At 39.2% G+C, this 20,339-nt stretch carries 12 protein-coding genes; 6 read left to right on the plus strand and 6 right to left on the minus strand.

The genetic code is table 11. The features are described 5' to 3' along the window. Positions 1-103: 103 nt before the first annotated feature. Positions 104-448 (plus strand): phosphoribosylpyrophosphate synthetase, encoded by a 345-nt coding sequence (locus tag ACVWYG_RS09545; protein ID WP_457269968.1) that lies wholly within the window; start codon positions 104-106, stop codon positions 446-448. A gap of 225 nt (positions 449-673) precedes the next feature. On the opposite strand, the gene ACVWYG_RS09550 is transcribed toward ACVWYG_RS09545, so the two are convergent. The 3 genes from ACVWYG_RS09550 to ACVWYG_RS09560 are packed head-to-tail and all read right to left on the minus strand — an operon-like array spanning position 674 to position 3,235. Further along, positions 674-1,645 carry an MlaD family protein gene (locus tag ACVWYG_RS09550; RefSeq protein ID WP_457269969.1) on the minus strand — a complete coding sequence of 324 codons (972 nt, stop codon included), beginning with the start codon at positions 1,643-1,645 and terminating at the stop codon, positions 674-676. A 2-nt stretch (positions 1,646-1,647) separates the two neighbouring features. Further along, a complete protein-coding gene (locus tag ACVWYG_RS09555; protein WP_457269970.1) occupies positions 1,648-2,421 on the minus strand; it encodes an ABC transporter ATP-binding protein in 774 nt (257 codons plus the stop codon). 7 nt (positions 2,422-2,428) lie between these two features. Continuing rightward, the gene (locus tag ACVWYG_RS09560; protein ID WP_457269971.1) at positions 2,429-3,235 is read right to left on the minus strand and encodes an MlaE family ABC transporter permease; all 807 of its coding nucleotides are present in this window, start codon (positions 3,233-3,235) and stop codon (positions 2,429-2,431) included. Between the two features lie 397 nt (positions 3,236-3,632). Between ACVWYG_RS09560 and ACVWYG_RS09565 the strand changes: the two genes are divergently transcribed. Continuing rightward, complete coding sequence (locus tag ACVWYG_RS09565) at positions 3,633-5,132, plus strand: L,D-transpeptidase scaffold domain-containing protein (protein WP_457269972.1); 1,500 nt, start codon at positions 3,633-3,635, stop codon at positions 5,130-5,132. Positions 5,133-5,165: 33 nt separating this feature from the next. Here ACVWYG_RS09565 and ACVWYG_RS09570 read toward each other — a convergent pair whose 3' ends face one another. Continuing rightward, complete coding sequence (locus ACVWYG_RS09570; protein WP_457269973.1) at positions 5,166-5,978, minus strand: lysophospholipid acyltransferase family protein; 813 nt, start codon at positions 5,976-5,978, stop codon at positions 5,166-5,168. A 369-nt stretch (positions 5,979-6,347) separates the two neighbouring features. Here ACVWYG_RS09570 and ACVWYG_RS09575 point away from each other — a divergent pair, with 369 nt between their 5' ends. From ACVWYG_RS09575 to ACVWYG_RS09585, 3 genes are all read left to right on the plus strand, one after another. Continuing rightward, a complete protein-coding gene (locus ACVWYG_RS09575) occupies positions 6,348-8,822 on the plus strand; it encodes a glycoside hydrolase family 95 protein (RefSeq protein WP_457269974.1) in 2,475 nt (824 codons plus the stop codon). 78 nt (positions 8,823-8,900) lie between these two features. Further along, entirely contained in the window at positions 8,901-10,124 is a 1,224-nt protein-coding gene (locus ACVWYG_RS09580; RefSeq protein WP_457269975.1) for an MFS transporter, read from the plus strand. A gap of 526 nt (positions 10,125-10,650) precedes the next feature. Next, complete coding sequence (locus ACVWYG_RS09585; protein WP_457269976.1) at positions 10,651-12,615, plus strand: KUP/HAK/KT family potassium transporter; 1,965 nt, start codon at positions 10,651-10,653, stop codon at positions 12,613-12,615. Between the two features lie 243 nt (positions 12,616-12,858). On the opposite strand, the gene ACVWYG_RS09590 is transcribed toward ACVWYG_RS09585, so the two are convergent. Beyond that, positions 12,859-15,075: a DUF7133 domain-containing protein gene (locus tag ACVWYG_RS09590; protein WP_457269977.1), complete on the minus strand. Its 2,217-nt coding sequence runs from the start codon at positions 15,073-15,075 to the stop codon at positions 12,859-12,861. Positions 15,076-15,264: 189 nt separating this feature from the next. After that, on the minus strand, positions 15,265-16,569 hold the full coding sequence (locus tag ACVWYG_RS09595; RefSeq protein WP_457269978.1) for a glycoside hydrolase family 71/99-like protein: 1,305 nt from the start codon (positions 16,567-16,569) through the stop codon (positions 15,265-15,267). 276 nt (positions 16,570-16,845) lie between these two features. Here ACVWYG_RS09595 and galA point away from each other — a divergent pair, with 276 nt between their 5' ends. Beyond that, the gene (gene galA, locus ACVWYG_RS09600) at positions 16,846-20,310 is read left to right on the plus strand and encodes a beta-galactosidase GalA (RefSeq protein WP_457269979.1); all 3,465 of its coding nucleotides are present in this window, start codon (positions 16,846-16,848) and stop codon (positions 20,308-20,310) included. Positions 20,311-20,339: the final 29 nt, after the last annotated feature.

A 20,339-nucleotide genomic window follows, 5' to 3' on the forward strand; every position in this document is an offset into this window, starting at 1 on the left:
AAGTTCTTTTTTGATTTTTATTAAATGCCAACGAAGTGAGAAGTAGTTTGCGGTAATTTTTATTTAACTTACGGAAGCAGAAGAAATTAACCATTTTATGGCTATGAAAGGACTCGAACATATGGGGGAAATGAAGACATTGTCTGAAGTGATTGATCTATTGGTTGGTCGTGGTTACACATACGACTTCAACATAGAAAATAATAAAACCTACAACAACTTGGATGACATTCGAAAATCTCCACAAAATTTTTTAATCGACGGGTTTTACCGTTTTGAAGGCGCTTCAGATCCTGAAGACGAAGCAATCGTCTATGCAATATCTTCAATCGACGGGACAATTAAGGGAGTTTTGGTAAATGGTTATGGTCCTTCATCTGATGCGTATAGCGAAGAACTTATTGGCAAGTTAAAAAAAAAAGCTAAACACAAGTTCCTTGATCGCTAACTACAGCAATCGGAAAAACGATAAAATTCTAATTCTAATGCCTTGGAAAAAAACCAATATCTGGCGCATTGTTTAATGCAAAAACCTATTTAAATTTAAAAGTACAATGATTAAAAAAGCTTTGTCTTCATCCAAGGAGCAATCTCGCATCTTTTTACATCGTAGACAATAGGAAGCTATCTAGATAGCTTCATCAACCCATCAGTAAATCAATCAGTTTATGGCTTACTCTCGTTTTAAAGAGTCCTTTGCCCGCTTTTTAAAGAATCCACGAAGTAAAAAGTTACTTTGCACAGCTTCTAAATCATCATCAAGTTTTTTACTACTTGTCTCTAAATTGCGCATAATAGATTTAACCTGCTCAGCTGTTTTAACATCATTTAACAACAGACCGGCGGCATTATTTGAGCTTTTTAGTTTTGATGACGCAGCTTCTAAATTTGCGGCCATCACCGATGCCGATTGCGCACTAATTTTTAACATCTGTGCTGACTTTTCTAAATTTGAAAAAACGGCCGTATCAGTGAGCACCTTATGCATTAATCCCGTTTTCGAGTTTAAGGTTTGACCAAACGTACTCAGTTCTATAGCTGTTTTGGAAGTAGCTAGAGAAGTGCGGTTGAGATTTTCCACCATCGCTTTAAAATTGGTTGCCAACTTCTCGTCAGACAATAATACGCCTGCAGCGCCTTTCCCATCAATAAGGTTGTGAGAAAGTGTTTTGAAATCCGTTGTAATGTCTACAAGATTTTTATTATTAACCTGTAAAGTCTTCATAATGTCATCAGTAGAGAGTGAGGTATTTACGTGCAATTGATCTCCATCCTCTACAAAAGGAAATTTCGTGTTTCCGCCAGTAATCACCACAATCTTATTTCCGATAAGACCGTCTGCACTTATACTTGCGCCGGCATCTTTATGAATGTATTTATGTGCGTCTTCTTCTACACTTAAAGATACCCGAACCTGCGACTGTCCGAACAGCTCAATTTTTTTTATCGTGCCGACCTTCACCCCCGAAAACCAAACATTATTTCCTTTCTTAAGTCCTTGAATATCGTTAAATACAACACTCAGCGAAAAACTTTTTACAAAGGTTTTTTTCTGGCTTCCCAAAGTAAAAACCGCCAACACAAAAATTAAAATTCCGATAAATATGAAAACTCCTACTGTAATTTTTTTTCTATTGTCCGTCATGGCTATACTATAAAATTATAATCAAAAAATGGTTGTGCTTGCTTATCGCCTGAATTAAATATCTGCTCAAATGTTCCCTGCCTTGCAAAACTTCGATCTACCAACATGGCAACTCTATTTCCTGTTTCTTTCGCGCAAGTTAAATCATGGGTAATTACAATTGCACTGGTATGATAACGGTCTTGCACATCATTAATTAGTTTATTTATCTCTTTCGATGTAATCGGATCGAGACCAGCCGTAGGTTCATCGTAAAGCATGATTTCCGGTTTCAAAATAAGCGTTCTTGCGACTCCGATCCGTTTTCTCTGGCCACCAGAAAGCTCTGATGGCATCTGATTTATAGTTTGCGAAAGACCGACTGCATCCAACATTTCTTCAACCAATCCGTTTACTTCTCCTCTCGATAAATCTCTTCGGTTTCTAACCAATGGGAATTCCAGATTTTCTCTTACAGTCATACTGTCGTAAAGTGCACTGTTTTGAAACGAAAATCCAACCCGCAAACGGAGCTCAAGCAATTCTTCATACGATATTTGATCGACGATTTGATCAAGTACCTTAACCAATCCATGATCGGGACGAAGCAATCCGATAATGATCTTAATCAACACCGACTTTCCAGTACCAGACTTTCCTAGCACTACCAAGTTTTCTCCTTTATACAAGCTGAGGGAAGCGTTTTCCAGCACGTCATAACTTCCAAAAGATTTATCTAGCCCAACAATCTCAATGACCTTCTCGGCTGTTTGATCAGTTATTTTTTTCTCTAACATATTAGGGTTATGTATTGAACAAACTAAATATCTGAACGCATACTACTTCTTCAATAAAAATTAAGAACATTGCAGTAACAACAGCAGCATTGGCCGCTTTCCCCACACCTTCGGTTCCTTTTGAGGAATTGAATCCCTGATAGCAACCAACAATTGCAATGGTAAAACCAAACAATAGTGCTTTAAAAGTAGAAGCAATAATGTCTAAAAAAGTGATGCTTTCCATTGCACTCTGAAAGAAAGCCGAGGCACTTGTTCCTTCGTTAACCGACACATTAAGTAGCGCGCCAAACATCCCAACCATTGCGGTATAAAAAGTTAGGATAGGCATGGTTATTGTCGCGGCGAGCACGCGCGTACCGACCAAGAATTTAAATGGGTTGGTGGCAGATACTTCCATCGCATCAATTTGCTCACTTACTTTCATAGATCCAAGTTCGGCGCCAATACTTGAGCCTACTTTCCCCGCGGCAATAAGTCCAGTTAGGAGTGGAGCTAATGTTCTTAACAGCGCAATTCCGACCAGCGATGGCAACCAAGAGGTTGCTCCAAACTCTGACAAAGACGGCCTGGACTGTTTGGTAAATACCAATCCTGTTATAAAACCGGTTGTTGAGATAAGCAATGCAGAACGATACCCAATTTCATAGCATTGGCGCATCGATTCTTTAAATTCATAAGGTGGGAGGAAAGCCTCTTTAAAGAATCTGCCAATGAAACGGTAAACGTTATATAAGCTGATAAACCAATTTGCGAATTTACTGGGCGACTGGTCTGATTTTTCCTGAGCTTCCTTTAAGTTATTTACTGCCATTGTAGCTGATTGGATTGTTTATTTAAAGGTCTGAAAGTAGGTCCGCTATTAGGTTTTTTTATTTTTACGAATACAATACACATTTCGGCGCTAATTGTTTGTTAATAAAAGAATGTTCTGTTGTTTTAAGGGTAGATTTTGTTTTGATCCACAACCGAAATTAATGACGTTTACCACACAAAACAAATGGACTGGGCTATCGACTAAAGTTTTGCCAGTTTTAATGGCTTAAAAGAAAAAACCAATTTTCTATTTTTTTTCAAAAATATTTGAAAACCAAATTAAACAAACTTAATTGTAGGAGACATGCCTATTTGGTTCTATATCAATGGATTTTATGATCTTAATCATCAAATTAACAAGTAGTTTGAAGAGATTTGTATAGAAATAAAACCATATGAGAAATCTTCTGCTCCCTCCGCAAAATTCTACACGTTATCGCTACCTGTTTATCGTTTGGCTCATCTGTGTCCTGGTTGATATTTCGTTTATTGTACTCGCACAAACACCATCTAATGTAGTGGATAATGGTTATGAAAGTACAAATGGAGTTATTTCCCAGCAAATAAAAGCACAATTAGTGATCGGTAAAAAAAAACTGAACTACCCAAAATCGGTTGAGCGCTTTTACGATGAAAAAGGATATGTGTTAGTTTGGTTAGCAACAGAAAAACCGAATGCTCAAGTCCTGCCTGCAATGGTCTTATTGGACTGCGTATCACAGTTCGGGCTTAATAATCAAGATTTTCATCCAAACGAGCTCCGATACAAAAAACTCACAGCTTTAACAGAACATCCTAGTTTGTTGAGTGAACAACGGGCAAACTTTGATGTTTTACTTACAGATGCCATGATTACGTTTATCAACCAACTGCATTATGGAAAGTTTAATGAAGATTTGACGCCATCTAAAATTGATGCCGGCGACTTAGGCAATATAAATGCCGTAGAATGCTTATCGATGTTGATGACTAGCAGAGATTTTTATACAGAAATTATTAAGGTTCAGCCAAATCTAAAAGAATATCACGACTTGCAGCGGTATATGCGCTTGGTGCGTGGACAATATTTGGAAGACAATTACGAATTTCCAGAGGAAAGTGTTAGAAAGATGGCCTTAAATATGGAGCGCCTAAGGTGGATGTCAGTCAGCGAAGGTACAAATCTAGTGATCAACATTCCAGCTTACAAAGCAAAGCTTATGGTTATGGATACCACTTATTTTTTTAAAGTGATGGTAGGCAACCCACTTACCCCAACACCACTGTTAGAAAGTGCAATTACTCATTTTACAGTGGCTCCAGATGTTAAAGTAAGCGCTAAAAAATTCATCAATATCTTGTTGCCAAGCGCGATAAAAAACATCGATTATTTAGAAAAAAACCATTATACAATTTATGATAGCAAAGGAAGATTTGTGGAACTTACCGGCAAAAAATTAGCCTTTATAAAAGCGCACGCTTCAAGTTATTTCGCACGGAGATCGGTGGGTGGTGAAAAGACAGCCGGTAAAATCGAATTTGGTACCGACATTTCGACCGGAACTCGCCTCTACGGATCACCTCAATCAAAATTGTTCCTACTAAGTAAACGGGCAGTTACCGAGGGCGGTATCGGAATTGAACAAATAGAAAAACTTGCGGGCTTATTGTCGGATCAAGATGGAACTACTTCAAAAACATCCGTAATGCACAAATCTATCGCTGCCTATCAAAGAAAGAATTTTATATTAAAAACTCCCGTACCTGTCAAAACGGTTTACCTTACTTGCGAAATGATCGACAGTCACCTTATTATTTATGATGATATATATGCTCAGGACAAAAGTCTGGAACTAGCTATGTATGGCTTCGAGCCAGTCCTCGCCTTGGATAAAAAGTTGATTAAAAAACTTTAACCATTCGTTTTTATTGGTAATTATTTTACAGGTTTAATCAACGCATCTATCTGCCAAACAATAGGTCTTTTTACGCAATACCTGAAGCAGTTCTGGATCTTGATACGCCATTGGAAAAGTTTTTGTTCCTTGAAGTTTCCCTATGCTAATTTTTATAGTTTGATTTCTTTTATTAAATAGTTCTGCGGGCAGCATGGCTGTTTGAAGCGACGGATGAATGAACCTCAATAGGCTGAAGGCAAAACCGTTATGCCCATGAAAATAAATTGGCAAGACAGGTACGGCGGCTTTGGCAATAAGTTTACCCACTACTGGATGCCATTTTCGATCCGTCACTTTTAAGGTTTTTAGGTCGAATGCAGATACTTCACCGGCAGGAAATATTGCTACTGGAGTACCGGATCGAAGCTTACACAAAGTCATTTTTAGGCCGCTTACGCTCGAGCTGTGCCTGATATTTTCAAAAGGATTCACAGCAATAATGTGATCAGCAAGATGTGGCAATCTTTTTAAAAGAAAATTACCCATAAATAAGGTGTCCGGTCGATAAGTTAACAGAAGTTCCATTAGTGCGAGTGATTCAACGGCACCGTAAGGATGGTTGGCCACAATGATAAACGCACCAGTTTTTGGTATATTTTCGAGTTCCTCGGGATCTAGATCTATCTTTATCTTTAAAAATGCAAATACGAACCTGGCAAAATCTATGCCCTTAAGTTCTCCTGCTGCTGCCATCATCTGGTTTAACGCGTCAATCTTAATAGATTTCATCAAAAAAGTTACCAAAGAAGGGAATCTAACTGTTCCTGTAGCTTTAGTAAAATCCTCACGCGAAATAATATCCATTTCGTAAAGATAGAATTTAGACGTTAACTATGGTTTTATTATTCACTTAGCTTAACTCCAAATTCGTTTACTGCATGCCAATAACTTAAAATGTGGAAAATAAGCGTGTTTGTGACTTCAAATCGGAGTAAGCAAAAAAAATTGAGAAATAAAAGAATTTCGATTAAGAGATTTTATTGGGAATTGTATATCTTTTTTGGTGGCAGTTATTATCGAGCGAAAAAAAGAATTGTTGAGCTTTTAAGATTTTGCAGGCAGCAAAAAAACGTAATAATTTCAAAAATTAACCATATCTTAATTTTTTTTAATAATTTCCATTTTTTAAGGAAAGCGGAACAGCACAAAAAAACCAAATATCTGATAGAAACAATGCCTAAAAATCTGAAAACCATTTCTGCGTTTTGTTTGGTGCTAACTATCGTCGGTATATCTGCATTTTCACAAGAAAAAGACCTCAAATTATGGTATAAAGCTCCGGCAGGAAGTGTTTGGGAATCTGCACTTCCAATTGGAAACGGGAGGTTGGCCGCTATGATTTACGGAAACACAGCAAATGAAAAAATTAGCTTAAATGAATCAACCTTGTGGAGTGGAAGCCCAAATAGAAACGATAATCCCGACGGCCTTGCGGCGCTACCGAAAATAAGGAAATTTATTTTCGAAGATAAGTATGAGGAAGCAAGTGCACTTGCCGAACGGGCCATCCAATCTAAAAAAAACAACGGAATGGCTTATCAGCCGGTTGGCGATCTTGATCTAAAATTTTTGGGTCATGAGCATTTTTCAGATTACTATCGTGAGCTAAATTTAGCTACCGCAGTAGCAACAAGTTCCTACGTGGTTAATGGTGTCACGTATAAACGAACCGCTTTTTCATCCGTACCTGATCAGGCTATAATTATTAGGCTAACTGCGAGTAAAAGAAAAAGCTTAAGTTTTTCGGCATCGATGCACAGCGAACATAAAAGCTCGGTAGAAACAAAAAATAAAAATGAAATTTATTTATCTGGTACCGGTAGCGACAGAGAAAATGTTCCCGGAAAAGTTAAATTTAATGCCATCGTAAAAATCAAGAATGAGGGAGGACAAGTTTTAATTTCTGGAGATCATATCAGTGTCACTAACGCAAATAGTGTGACGATATACATCTCAATTGCCACTAATTTTGTTAATTACAAGGACATCAGTGCGGATGAGAAAAGCCGCTCAGAACAGTATCTGACTAATGTTTTAAAAAAGAGTTATTCCAAGCTGCTAAAAAAACACATAAGTAGTTATCAATCATACTTTAACCGGGTAAAAATTGATTTAGGGGAAACCGATTCAGTAAAAAACGCAACGGATTCAAGGCTTAAGGATTTTGCAGATGGCAATGATCCGCAATTAGTGGCCCTATATTATCAGTTTGGTCGATATTTGCTTATTTCTTCCTCTCAACCTGGCGGACAGCCTGCGAACTTACAAGGCATATGGAACAACAAAATGAATCCGCCTTGGGGAAGTAAGTATACAATAAACATAAATACAGAGATGAATTATTGGCCAGCTGAAGAAACCAACCTGACAGAAATGCACAATCCATTGATAGAAATGGTGAAAGATCTTTCTCAAACAGGCAGACAAACAGCGAAAGAAATGTATGGCTCCAGCGGTTGGGTTGCACATCACAATACGGATTTGTGGCGAATTACCGGACCGGTCGATGGGATTTACTCTGCTATGTGGCCAATGGGTGGTGCTTGGCTAAGTAGGCATGTATGGGAGAAATATTTGTACAGTGGAGATACAACATATTTGGCAACAGTTTACCCTGCCTTAAAAGGAGCTGCAGAATTTTATCTAGATTTTTTAGTGGAAGAGCCGATTCATAAATGGATGGTAGTATCACCATCCATGTCGCCAGAAAACGCACCAAGCATTCGGGCGGGAAAGTCTATTTCGGCGGGCGCCACAATGGACAATCAACTAGTTTTCGATTTGTTCTCGAATACAGTTAAAGCAGCTGAAGCGTTAAATACCGATAAAGATCTGGTTGCGAAAATTAAAGTGATGCGAGATAAGCTGGCACCCATGCAGGTAGGTCAATATGGTCAGTTGCAGGAATGGATGCAAGATCTCGATAATCCCAATGATAAACACCGACATGTATCGCACCTTTTTGGTTTGTATCCTGCCAATCAAATCTCTCCTTTTACAACTCCCATTTTATTCCAAGCTGCGCATAACTCACTCGTACAAAGAGGAGATGTTTCTACAGGTTGGTCTATGGGTTGGAAAGTAAACCTTTGGGCAAGGCTAAGGGACGGGAATCATGCTTACAAGCTTATCAGAAATCAACTTACACCTACCGGGATAAATAAAGGAGGAGAAAACAGTGGCGGCGGAACTTACCCCAATTTGTTCGACGCTCATCCGCCCTTTCAAATAGACGGAAATTTTGGATGTACTGCAGGGATTACGGAGATGTTATTGCAAGCCCACGACGGCTCGATCGATTTATTGCCGGCTATGCCCGATGAATGGAAGAACGGCAGCATTTCCGGTTTAAGGGCGCCTGGAGGATTTGTAATCGAAAAGATTGTCTGGAAAAATGGCAGCCTTCATAAAGTTACCATTAAATCTAAACTAGGAGGAAATTGCCGCCTGCGGGTTCCCAATGCTTTAAAAGGAAGCTTGTTAAGGAACGCAGAAGGAGACAACACAAACCCATTTTTTCAAATCGACCAAATACGTACACCGATCGTTTCTAAAAAAGCAAACTTAACAGCGCCCTCACTTAAGGAGACGATACTTTATGATTTTAATACGACTGCTGGTAAATCCTATACCTTTATTGGCCAATAAATGAAGCCAAAATCTTACCAAAAATAATCAACAATTATTAAACCATTAACACACTAAAAACCAAATAACTCTTAAATTATGACTAAACCGATTAACAAAAGCGCCTTATTTAACGGAAGCTGTTTTGCCGTTATTACCACCGCCTTTACATTTTCTATCCGGGCGGGGATTCTGCCTCAACTTGGCGAACAATTTAACTTGACCGCAGAACAACTTGGATTTATTAACCTGATGTTTTTTTTAGGATTTCCTATTTCTATGATTATCGGCGGACTTGTATACCACTCCGTCGGTCCTAAAATTATCATGCAGGCTGCATTTGTAGCGCACACAATTGGTATAATACTAACTATTTTCGCCGGCGGATACATCGGTTTGCTTGTGTCTACATTGTTTATTGGCTTTGGTAATGGATGCACTGAAGCGGCTTGTAACCCCATGATTGCAGATGCATATGCAGGTTCCAAAATGAACAAAATGTTGAGTCGATTTCACATGTGGTTTCCCGGCGGAATACTCATCGGCGCCTTGATTTCTAAATTTATGACTGATTTTGGACTAGGTTGGCAAGCTCAGATGTGGGTAACTATGGTTCCAACAGTTATTTATGCCGGTTTGTTCTACGGTAAAACGTTTGTAACCCCTCGAGAAGAAGGAAGTATTTCAATCGGAGGAAATTTCAAAGCAATGCTCAAGCCGCTCTATATCTTTCTATTTATCTGTATGGCGCTCACTGCAATTACAGAATTTGGCCCTAATCAATGGGTGAGTGTCATTATGAGTAATAGCGGCGCTAGCCCAATGTTAATCCTTGCATTAACGAGTGGGTTAATGGCGGTAGGAAGATTCTTTGCTGGCCCAGTGGTAAGGTCGCTTGGCCAAACGGGAGTGCTACTAGGCTCGGCCATTTTGGCTGCTGTTGGAATTTATATGTTTAGCGTTGTAACCGGACCCCTTGCCTATGTCGCTACCGTAATCTTTGCGTTGGGAGTATGCTATTTCTGGCCTGTTATGGTCGGTGCTGTCGCTCAGCGTGTGCCCACCAGTGGCGCACTTGGGATGTCTATTGTAGGTGGTGTGGGGATGTTTTCTACCGCAATATTTCAGCCGATTATTGGGGGATGGATTGACGCTTCTAGAGCAGCAGGATCAGCAGCTGGCTTAACCGGTGGACAATTGGAGCTTGCAGCAGGACAAGATACGTTGCTAAAAATGCTTACTTTCCCTTTAATACTAATTGTGTTGTTTACGATACTGTTTTTCTGGCAAAAAAAGACAGCGGTTGTAGCAGTAGCCCATTAAATAGGAAAAATGTAATTGGCCCATTGTTAATTTCTAATAGGAAATTAACAATGGGCCAATTTATAAATAGGTATCAATAAAAGCTCATTGAGTTTAACCTATAAAATCTGACAAACCCCCTTTTTTTATTAGGATTTCTCTTCCATCCATCACTCTGTTTTACTTTTCTCATTTAAATACTTAGAAATTACATTTTAACTATGGCACAATATTTTGGTCCACGCAATTTCGTCGACCTTGCCGTTAACAATTTACAATACCAGATTGCTCCTTGCCATACCTAATTCGTAGATCTCTGTAAATTTTAAATTTGCTGAGCGTCACTAATGCACATTTTAAATTTGTTCCCTTTGAACTGTCTTAAACGCTTGTACATCAAGATCATTATAATAATGTAAAATTCTTCTTAATCGCTAAAAAACTTGGGGATACCCCTGTTTTTTAAGAAACAATGATGTGGTAGTTTTCATATATTTACCGATCTTATTATTATACGTTTGATGTACCGCAAGCGTCCGCATTAATTATGAATTCCCATCTTAAAAAACTCTCCGCCGGAGGCGTGTTGATCACCCTTGGTATTATTTTTGGCGATATCGGTACTTCCCCTCTATATACCTTGCAAACCATCTTGAAGGAAGGCGGCGCTGCCAACCAGTTTATGGTATTGGGTGCAGTGTCCTGTATCTTCTGGACGCTGACGTTACAGACAACTTTTAAATATATATTTATCACGCTACAAGCTGATAACCGTGGCGAAGGTGGTATCTTTTCTTTGTACGCACTTGTTCGTAGATACGGGAAATGGCTGGCTATTCCTGCAATTATTGGCGCTGGTACGCTTCTCGCAGACGGCATCATCACGCCGCCCATATCGGTCACCTCGGCTATTGAAGGTTTGGCTTTAGTACCAGCTTTGTCAAAAATCATGATTCCCGGACATGACGTTATTCTGGTGATCGTGATCGCAATTTTAATTTTGTTGTTTTTCTTTCAGCAATTTGGGACTAACGTGATAGGAGCTGCTTTTGGACCTGTTATGCTCGTCTGGTTTTTAATGCTTGGTGGACTTGGAATTGTACAGGTCGCACATTATCCTTCAATTATCAAAGCATTAAACCCGGTTTACGGTTTTGACCTGCTGGTTCAACACCCTAATGGATTTTGGTTATTAGGTGCAGTATTTCTATGTACTACTGGTGCGGAAGCCCTTTATTCCGACCTTGGACATTGTGGCCGTAAGAATATACAAATCACATGGATATTTGTTAAAACTGCGCTCATGCTAAATTACCTTGGGCAAGCGGCATGGGTGCTGTCGCAATCTAAAGCAGATGTTAATATAAATCCGTTCTTCGCTATAGTGCCGCATGGTTTCCTCATCCCTGCGGTATGTATCGCTACGATGGCAACAATCATAGCGAGCCAGGCGCTCATCAGCGGTTCATTTACGCTCATCAGTGAGGCGGTAAGTATGAACTTTTGGCCACGTATCGACATTAAATTTACCTCAAACGTTCGCGGGCAAATTTATATTCCCAGTATTAACTGGTTCTTATGCATTGGCTGCATAGCGGTTAGTTTATACTTCCGCACTGCGGAAAATATGACAGCGGCTTATGGATTTTCCATTACGATAGCAATGCTGTCAACGACGCTTTTAATGTTCTATTTTATGCGCTATGTAAAGCATTGGCCCTTATGGATAGTGGTCATTATTTTGTGCATATTCCTAACGGTGGAGTTTTCCTTCTTTATAGCTAATTCCGTGAAGATTGTAAAAAGACTTTTCTTTCTGGTATTTGAAGTAGGATTGATCTTTACGATGTACATCTGGTTTCGATCCAGAAAAATCAATAACCGATTCTTGACTTTCGTCGATCTAAAGGAAAAGATTCCTATGCTCCATGACCTTAGTGCCGACACTACTGTATCTAAATTTGCAACGCACCTAATTTACCTCACCAAAGCCAATAATAGCAAACAGATTGAGCAAAAAATTATTTACTCCATTTTCAGCCGGAAACCAAAACGAGCTGATGTTTATTGGTTCATTCATATCGAACGCACCGATGAACCTTTCACTATGGATTACAGTGTAGAAGAACTAGAATATGATAAAGTAATCCGTGTGGAGTTTCGAATAGGATTTCGAGTGCAGCCACGTATTAATGTTTTGTTTAGGAAAGTTGTGCAGGAATTGGTAGCGAATGAGAATCTAAATATTATTAGTCGGTATCCATCGCTTCAAAAATATCATTTGGCTGCTGACTTCCAGTTTGTGATCTTGGAGAAATTCCTGTCCTATGAAAACGAGTTTAATGCTCGCGAGGGTTTTATTCTGAGGAGCTATTTTGCAATACGTAAGCTGGGTCAATCTGACGCCAAAGCTTTTGGTCTTGACACCAGTGAAACCAGAGTGGAAAAAATCCCGTTGTTAGTGAGTCCTGTGAGTTATTTTAATTTGAGGAAGATTCCCCCGAATAGTTAAATCTTTGTGTTAACGGGAATAAAAAAATAGATAGATCATTTAATGGGATAATTATCTGTGCAAATTTCTGTGTTCAAAACGCTTTCTATTTTGGCAAGTAACTTCTACAAAGTTGGTTAAGGTAATTAGCAATCGGTCAAATTTCTCTCTAAATCTTTAGACAAGGTTGTATTATAATGTAGCAGTGTGCAAAAACGCTTAAGATGGTTTATTTCACCGTGAGAAATAAGCCGAGGCTCTATTTTAATTCAGTGTGTTAAGCTCCGTCCATGTCCAATTTTTAGTTCTATTAGCAGTTTGCTCTCTTACCTTTTTCACGTCAGCAATCTTTACAGTAGAAGCTTTATTTCCCATATCGTTGCGGATAAAGCTTATCACAGAAGCAATATATTCGTCGGTATTGGCACCAAGCGCAGGCATGACATCTGCATAGTTATTTCCATTAACAGGCCCGGATAATCCATGAAGTAAAATACGAATTAATTTTTCTGGATCTCCATTTATATCTTTATTCGATGCCAAAGCCGGAGCGGGCATATCTTTTCCTCCATTGATTACACCTTTTCCTTCTGCGCCGTGGCAGGTGGCACACAGTTGTTTAAATATAGTTGCCCCATTTTTTATTAACTTTTGATCGGCTACAACCATTATCTTGGTATTTTTTTCGGCAATTTCTTTTTCATCCATTTGCCTTTGGTATTTTTTTTGAGATTCAACAAGTACTTGGTCGTTCGGGTGTGTGTCAATAATTTCCTTTATAATTCGATGTGCGTTGTCAGAATTATTAAATCTTAAAGATAGGCCGAGTTGCAGACGCACGTCGGCACTAGGGTCGTTTTTTAGGGGCTCAACTGCCTGAACTAGTGTCAAGTCTCCGTTTCTTAAAGGCTCTTCGCAGATCCATAATGCGGTCTTTCTTACCTCAGCATCTTTATCGCTCAATGCAGCTAAAAGTGTGGTCCTGTCTAATGCATTAAGTCCATTCATGGTCCATAAGGCATGAATGCGAGCGAGTTTTAACGGAGAATTTAAGGCCAATAGCTTTAATGCAGGTACGACAGATTTATCGCCCCTTATCACCAAAATTTTCTGTGCATTATCTCGCCACCAACCGTTTGAGTGCGATAAGTATTGAACAAGTTTTCCACTCGGTAAATCCAACATTTTCGGTGTTGTCTTATCACGTTTTATCCCGTCATAAACCAATCTATAAATACGTCCTCTACCAACATTTTCGTTAAGCTTCTTTTGATCAATCTGACTGCGCAGGTAGGTTCCTTTCCTTGTCCAGTTTCCTTCCTGAATAATTCCGCGGTACATGTCTACAATATATACACATCCGTCCGGGCCGGTTGCGGTATTTACAGGTCTGAAATTCATATCTGTAGAGGCGATGAACTCTTCTTTTTCATAAGCGTTTCTAAGCGTTATTTTGCTATCTGTATCAATAACTTTAGCACGTCGGATCAATCTGCCCACTGGTTCGCAAATAAGTAAATCTCCTTTTAGGTCTTCGGGGAGAGAATTTCCTCTAAAAATAGACTGCCCAGTACAAGCGGTGAAATGGTTTAAAGTGCTGTCGGGCCTTAACCTACCTAAGCCACCCTGCACATCAGGGGTAGAAATAATTGGCCATACCGCCTGGAACTCATCATCGTATTGCCCTCCAATATCCAGATTCCCGAACGCAGGATTTTGTTGAAAATTCAATGCTGGAGCTTCGCCGCCAGCGGCAGAGAAAAATAGTCGACCATAACTATCGTAAGTCAAACCCCATTGACCTCCAGGGCCATCATGTAAATATTCTGGTTTCAACTTATCGTTGTCAAGTTTATAACGCACATTTTCTACGGTTACATACATTTTATTGTCAATGTTCCACACTAGGCCGCTTCGTTGATGTTCAAGGTTATTTGTATTTGCAGATTCATTTTTAAATACCATTTTCTTTTCATCTGCTACGCCGTCGCCGTTGGTATCACGATAGCTATAAATGCTATTGTCGAATGTTTCTGCGACGAGAAGCCGATCGTCTAATGGAAGAATCATTCGTGGCAATACCAGCTTATCGAGAAATACGACCGATTTGTCCATTACTCCGTCTCCATTTGTATCCTCGAGCCTTTTAATTGTGCAAAGAGGTTTCATTTCTCCTGTGCCTTCGGCATCCTGCATGTAAGTATTCATTTCTGCAACATACATTCTACCATTCCCGTCCCACGCGATAGCTACCGGTTCATGGATCATCGGCTCGCTAGCCACAAGTTCCAGGTGATAACCTTTAGCAAGGTGGATGGTCTTCATACTTTCTTTGGGCGTTAAATAAGCAGACAAAGGCTTTTTATCAACTATTATTCGGCCAGAAGCATCTCGTTTTAAAGTATTTTGAGATACTTTACACGTATAAATAAGCGTAGATAGGCTGAGAATTCCTAATGCCCATAATTTATTTGATTTCATTTGTATGTTTGGTTAGTATTTTAATTCGCAATTCTGTCGTTCTCACCCATCTATAGAAAATAGCAACGAGTGACCTTTATTCGCATTTTTTCAAGCGTGCTGTTATAAGCTGCTTTCGCGCAATACTGAATTACTCAAATTTCTGTTAACATCATTTATTTATTTCATCTAAAGACATTTATGTCTTTGCTATCTTTTTGGCTTGACGTTCGTAAACCCATTTGCTCCATGAAACCAATTGGCACCTTGGCCAGTAAGCCAAAGATAATAATCTGAAGCGAGATCATCGTCAATTCCCACAAACTTCAAACCTTCATCTCCGTTTAAAGGTGTATCCTTTTTAAGAGTTGTTTTAAAGATGGCCGTACCTTCATCAATTTCATCAAACATGGCCACATATAATGATTTTGCACCTGCATTTTTTGCACCTGCAATTTGCTGCCATAAAAAATCTCCTTTTAAACGAGGAATCTGGGAATACAGACTGGCATCTTTGTGCATATTACCCCAAGAAAAACCAGGAAATACCAGCGGGATATAATCTATTTTATTGGCCTTGCACCATTCGATATCGTCGTAAACTATATGTTCATTGTAATTTGTCGAATTGAATCTTCCCACGGCCCAAGGCATCACCAAATCGACTTTTTTTATCAGTTCATGAAGCTGCAGAGATTTTTCAGTGTCCTTTCCCAATGATCTCCAATAATATGGCACACCGAGCATGATGGCAACTTTATTAAAAGGACCTTTAAGGATTGTAACGAGTTTGCTCACATCAGAAATAGAGTATTGCCTGTTGTCGTTAAAGCCAACTCCCCAAATAGATACCAACGGTTTACCATTGTGATACAAATAGGTTGGGTTCTCTTTGCTGTCGAAGAGCTTAAAAAGACGTTGTACCTCATTCCAATCTTGTTCCAAATAAGCAACATCTGCACTAGAGCACCCACTAAGATCGTACATGATGCTAATTGCCCGACCATATTTCTTTGCTGCTTTTAGAGCGTTGGCCAACACCTTATTAAAATGCCTCTTCCCCGCAACATTCGAAGATTTAATCTCTGCAATAAATCGTTGCATATGTACGCCGTCAATGCCATATTCCTTCATCCATTTAAAGTGAAGATCTACACTGTCCTCATCGTAAGGACTGTAGAGATAGGCATCAGAACCGTTGGCAAATTTGAAAGGTGATTTATATTTTTTGGCATATTCAGTAATGTCTGGCCAAAAATCTACGTTGGTGGTTCCGGGAAAGAAGCCGCCACTGCCTTGATAATGATACCATCCTCTACCTGAACCATCGCCATTGGCAGCAAACCAGCCTTGATAGCCAGCCATTACCAAACCTGTATAAGATTTATAAACCACCCCATCCATGTTGTAAATTTTGTTGTGTACAAAACTCGACTCGGCTTTTAAATGGTCGCTCTTTGCACTTGGCGCCAGACAAGCAATAGCGGCGATAAAAATGATCTTGAAAAATGTCATCCGTAAATTTGATTAAAAAAAACTCTTTAATGTTTGGGCGTTTCTCTATAAAAAACAAAGGCTTAACTTTACCTAATGTACACCTATTTTAGGTCAGATAGACCATAATAGAACCGATTGATATGTTATTTAACCGCGATTTAGTCTTATTTTGCTGGAATTTATTTAGGCGAGCGATTACAAAACACCACGACTCAAACTAGCATTAAACTGATTTTAATAATTCATATTTCGAACCATTATAATAACAGGGGTTTTCGTTTTATCTTTGATTGATTGAAAGCCTGGAATTGGCAGCGTGGGCAACTGTCGCTCAATGCAGCACAGTTTTTCAACGTTAGTGATCACGAAACAGAAATTTATATGTGTAAGCGTTTATTGTACCTTGGTTTAACAATCTTTTCACTGGCTCTTTTTAGTACAGCAAATGGTCAGGTGAATGCTAGAAAACACACTAGGATAGACAAAGATTGGTCCTTTAGTCTTGGAAATGCTTCCAATCCTGTCAGGGATTTCAATTATGGCATAGCCAATATTTTTTCCAAATCTGGTAAAGCTGAAACAACTGCTATTGATCCAAAGTTTGATGACAAAAGCTGGCGAAAGATTGATGTTCCGCACGATTGGGCGGTTGAACTCCCTTTTGTAAATTCTGAAAATCTAGATGTCATGGGTCACGGATATAAGCCTGTCGGCGGCTTGTTTCCTGAAACCAGCATTGGTTGGTATCGCAAAAAATTCATCATCGCAAGAACAGATTCTGGTAAAAGATTTGAAATTCAATTTGATGGTATATTTAGAGATGCAAATATTTGGATCAATGGTTTTTATCTGGGAAACAATAAAAGTGGATACGTTGGCGTGAATTATGACATTACCGATTACATTAATTTTGGAAAGGAGAATGTGATGGTTGTTCGTGCAGACGCCACGCAATATGAAGGTTGGTTTTACGAAGGAGCGGGAATTTACCGACATGTTTGGTTAAACGAATTTAACAATGCACACATTGCAAATGACGGAGTTTTTGTTCATGCAAAAGTAACCGGAAAAAGTGCGGCTGTTACCGTAGAAACCACTGTTAAAAATCAGCAACTGAAACCAGGCACTTACAAGACTTACTCTTACCTGACAGATAGGAATGGAAAAAAACTTGTTCAGTCGGCTGAAAAAACGCTAACGCTCGCCTTTAATGGTGCACAAACCGTTAGCCAAGAGATAAATCTTTTAGGGGTGCGTGTTTGGACACTAGATGATCCATACTTATACAAAGTAGTAACAGTGCTGAAAGATGGTGGGAAAGTAATAGATTCCGTAAAAACCAGATTTGGAGTAAGAACAATTGCTTTTGATGGCGACAAAGGATTTTTTCTGAACGGCATACATATAAAAATTCAAGGGACTAACAACCATCAAGACTATGCTGGTGTGGGCAGCGCAATGCCAGATTACCTGCAATATTACAGAATTCATTTACTAAAGGAAATGGGTGCAAATACCTATCGCACAAGCCATAATGCGCCTACAACAGAATTATTAGAGGCTTGTGACAGTTTGGGAATGTTGGTACTAGATGAGCAGCGTTTATTAAACAGCAGTCCGGAGTATATTGGACAATTTGAGCGTTTAATAAAACGCGATCGAAATCATCCCTCAATATTTTTATGGTCGATAGGAAATGAAGAAGGCTATGTTCAAGCAAACAGCTTTGGGAAAAGAATTGCCGAAACATTATTGGCAAAGCAAAAGGAATTAGATCCTACAAGAACATCGGTTTATGCTGCAGATTTGGCAAACGTATTTACGGGCGTAAATGAAGTTATACCGATCCGAGGCTTTAATTATAGACAATTTGCGGTCGCAGACTATCATAAAGATCATCCAAACCAACCCCTGTTGGGCACGGAAATGGGTAGTACGGTAACCACGCGAGGGATATACGAAATTGATAGCGTCAAAGCTTACCTGCCAGATCAAGACATTACAGCACCTTGGTGGGCAAGCAAAGCGGAAACTTGGTGGAAATTAGCCGCGGAAAATCCTTATTGGATGGGCGGTTTTATATGGACTGGGTTTGACTATAGGGGAGAGCCAACCCCCTTTAAATGGCCAAACATTAGTTCCCATTTTGGAGTGATGGATATTTGCGGCTTCCCTAAAAATATCTATTACTATTATCAATCGTGGTGGACAGATAAGGACGTGTTACATATTTCCCCACATTGGAATTGGAAAGGGAAGGAGGGCAAATTGATAGAGGTTTGGGTAAATACAAATGCAGAAAATGTAGAGCTTTTCTTAAATGGAAAAAGTCTAGGCAAGAAAGACATGCCTAGAAACTCACACTTAACGTGGTTGGTAAAGTATGAGCCGGGAACATTGTCGGCAATTGCATTTAAAAAAGGAAGAAAGTTAGAGGCTAAAGTCGAAACGACAGGCATGCCTGCTGAAGTAGTTGTAACGCCTAATAAGACAACCATGCTTGCAAATGGAGCGGATGTCTCTGTACTTAATATTTCTGTTGTCGATAAAGAAGGAAGAGAAGTGCCAGATGCAGACAATTTAATTTCTTTTGATTTAACAGGTGATGCAAAGATTATTGGCGTTGGAAATGGCGATCCAAGCAGCCATGAGGCTGATAAAGGTGTTACGTCGAGGAAATTATTTAACGGCAAATGCCAGGTAATTGTACAAGCGGGAAATACCGAGAGCGTTATTAAATTCGAAGCCAAATCTGACGCATTACAAACGGGAAGCACCGGAATTCATACCATAATTTCAGGCGCGGTACATCAGGTAATTAATTTGGAGAAGAATAAAAAGGTCGTCCCTATTTCGAAAATGTTAGGTGCTGACATTTCATTTCTCCCGCAGTTGGAAGCAAGAGGAATGAAGTTTTACGACAAAGGCGTTCAGAAAGATGCGATAGAAATTTTAAAGAGCCACGGATTTAATTACGTGCGTTTAAGAATTTTCAATAATCCATCTAATGAAAAAGGGTATTCGCCGGGAGCAGGTTTTTGTGATTTAATCCACACGGAAGAAATGGCAAGGAGGGTAAAAGCGGCAGGAATGAAGTTGTTATTAGATTTTCATTATAGCGATTATTGGGCAGACCCAGAAAAGCAATACAAGCCAAAGGCTTGGGAAAATCTTCCCTTTAATGTGCTTAAGGATTCTTTACAAAAATATACGTCTTATGTTATTCAATCTCTAAAAAATCAAGGAACCGCTCCAGATATGGTTCAAGTTGGAAATGAAATTAACCACGGCATTGTATGGCCCGAAGGACATATTTCCCATTTGGACAGTTTGGCGCAACTGATCCAATCGGGGATCAATGGAGTTAAAAAAGTTGATCCTAAAATACCTATTATGTTACATGTAGCACTGGGAGGACAACGCGATGAGGCAAATTTCTTTTTTGATCAGCTGCTCGAAAGGGGCTTAAATTTTGATGTGATTGGCATGTCTTACTACCCAAAATGGCATGGAACTTTAGAGGATTTAAGAGACAATCTAACATCCCTCGCGAATAAATACCAGCAAAATATTATCGTGGTAGAATATTCCTCATTAAAAAAAGAAGTAAATGATATTGCTTTCAATCTGCCTAACGGAAGAGGGAAGGGAACTTGCATCTGGGAACCTTTGAGTATGTGGGAAAAAGTTTTCAACGATTCAGGGGAATCAAATCAATTGATAGGTGTGTATGATGAAATTAATAAGGAATTTTTATAAACTCGTTCACACACACAGACATTAAATTT

It is taken from the genome of Pedobacter sp. UYEF25, assembly GCF_054061655.1.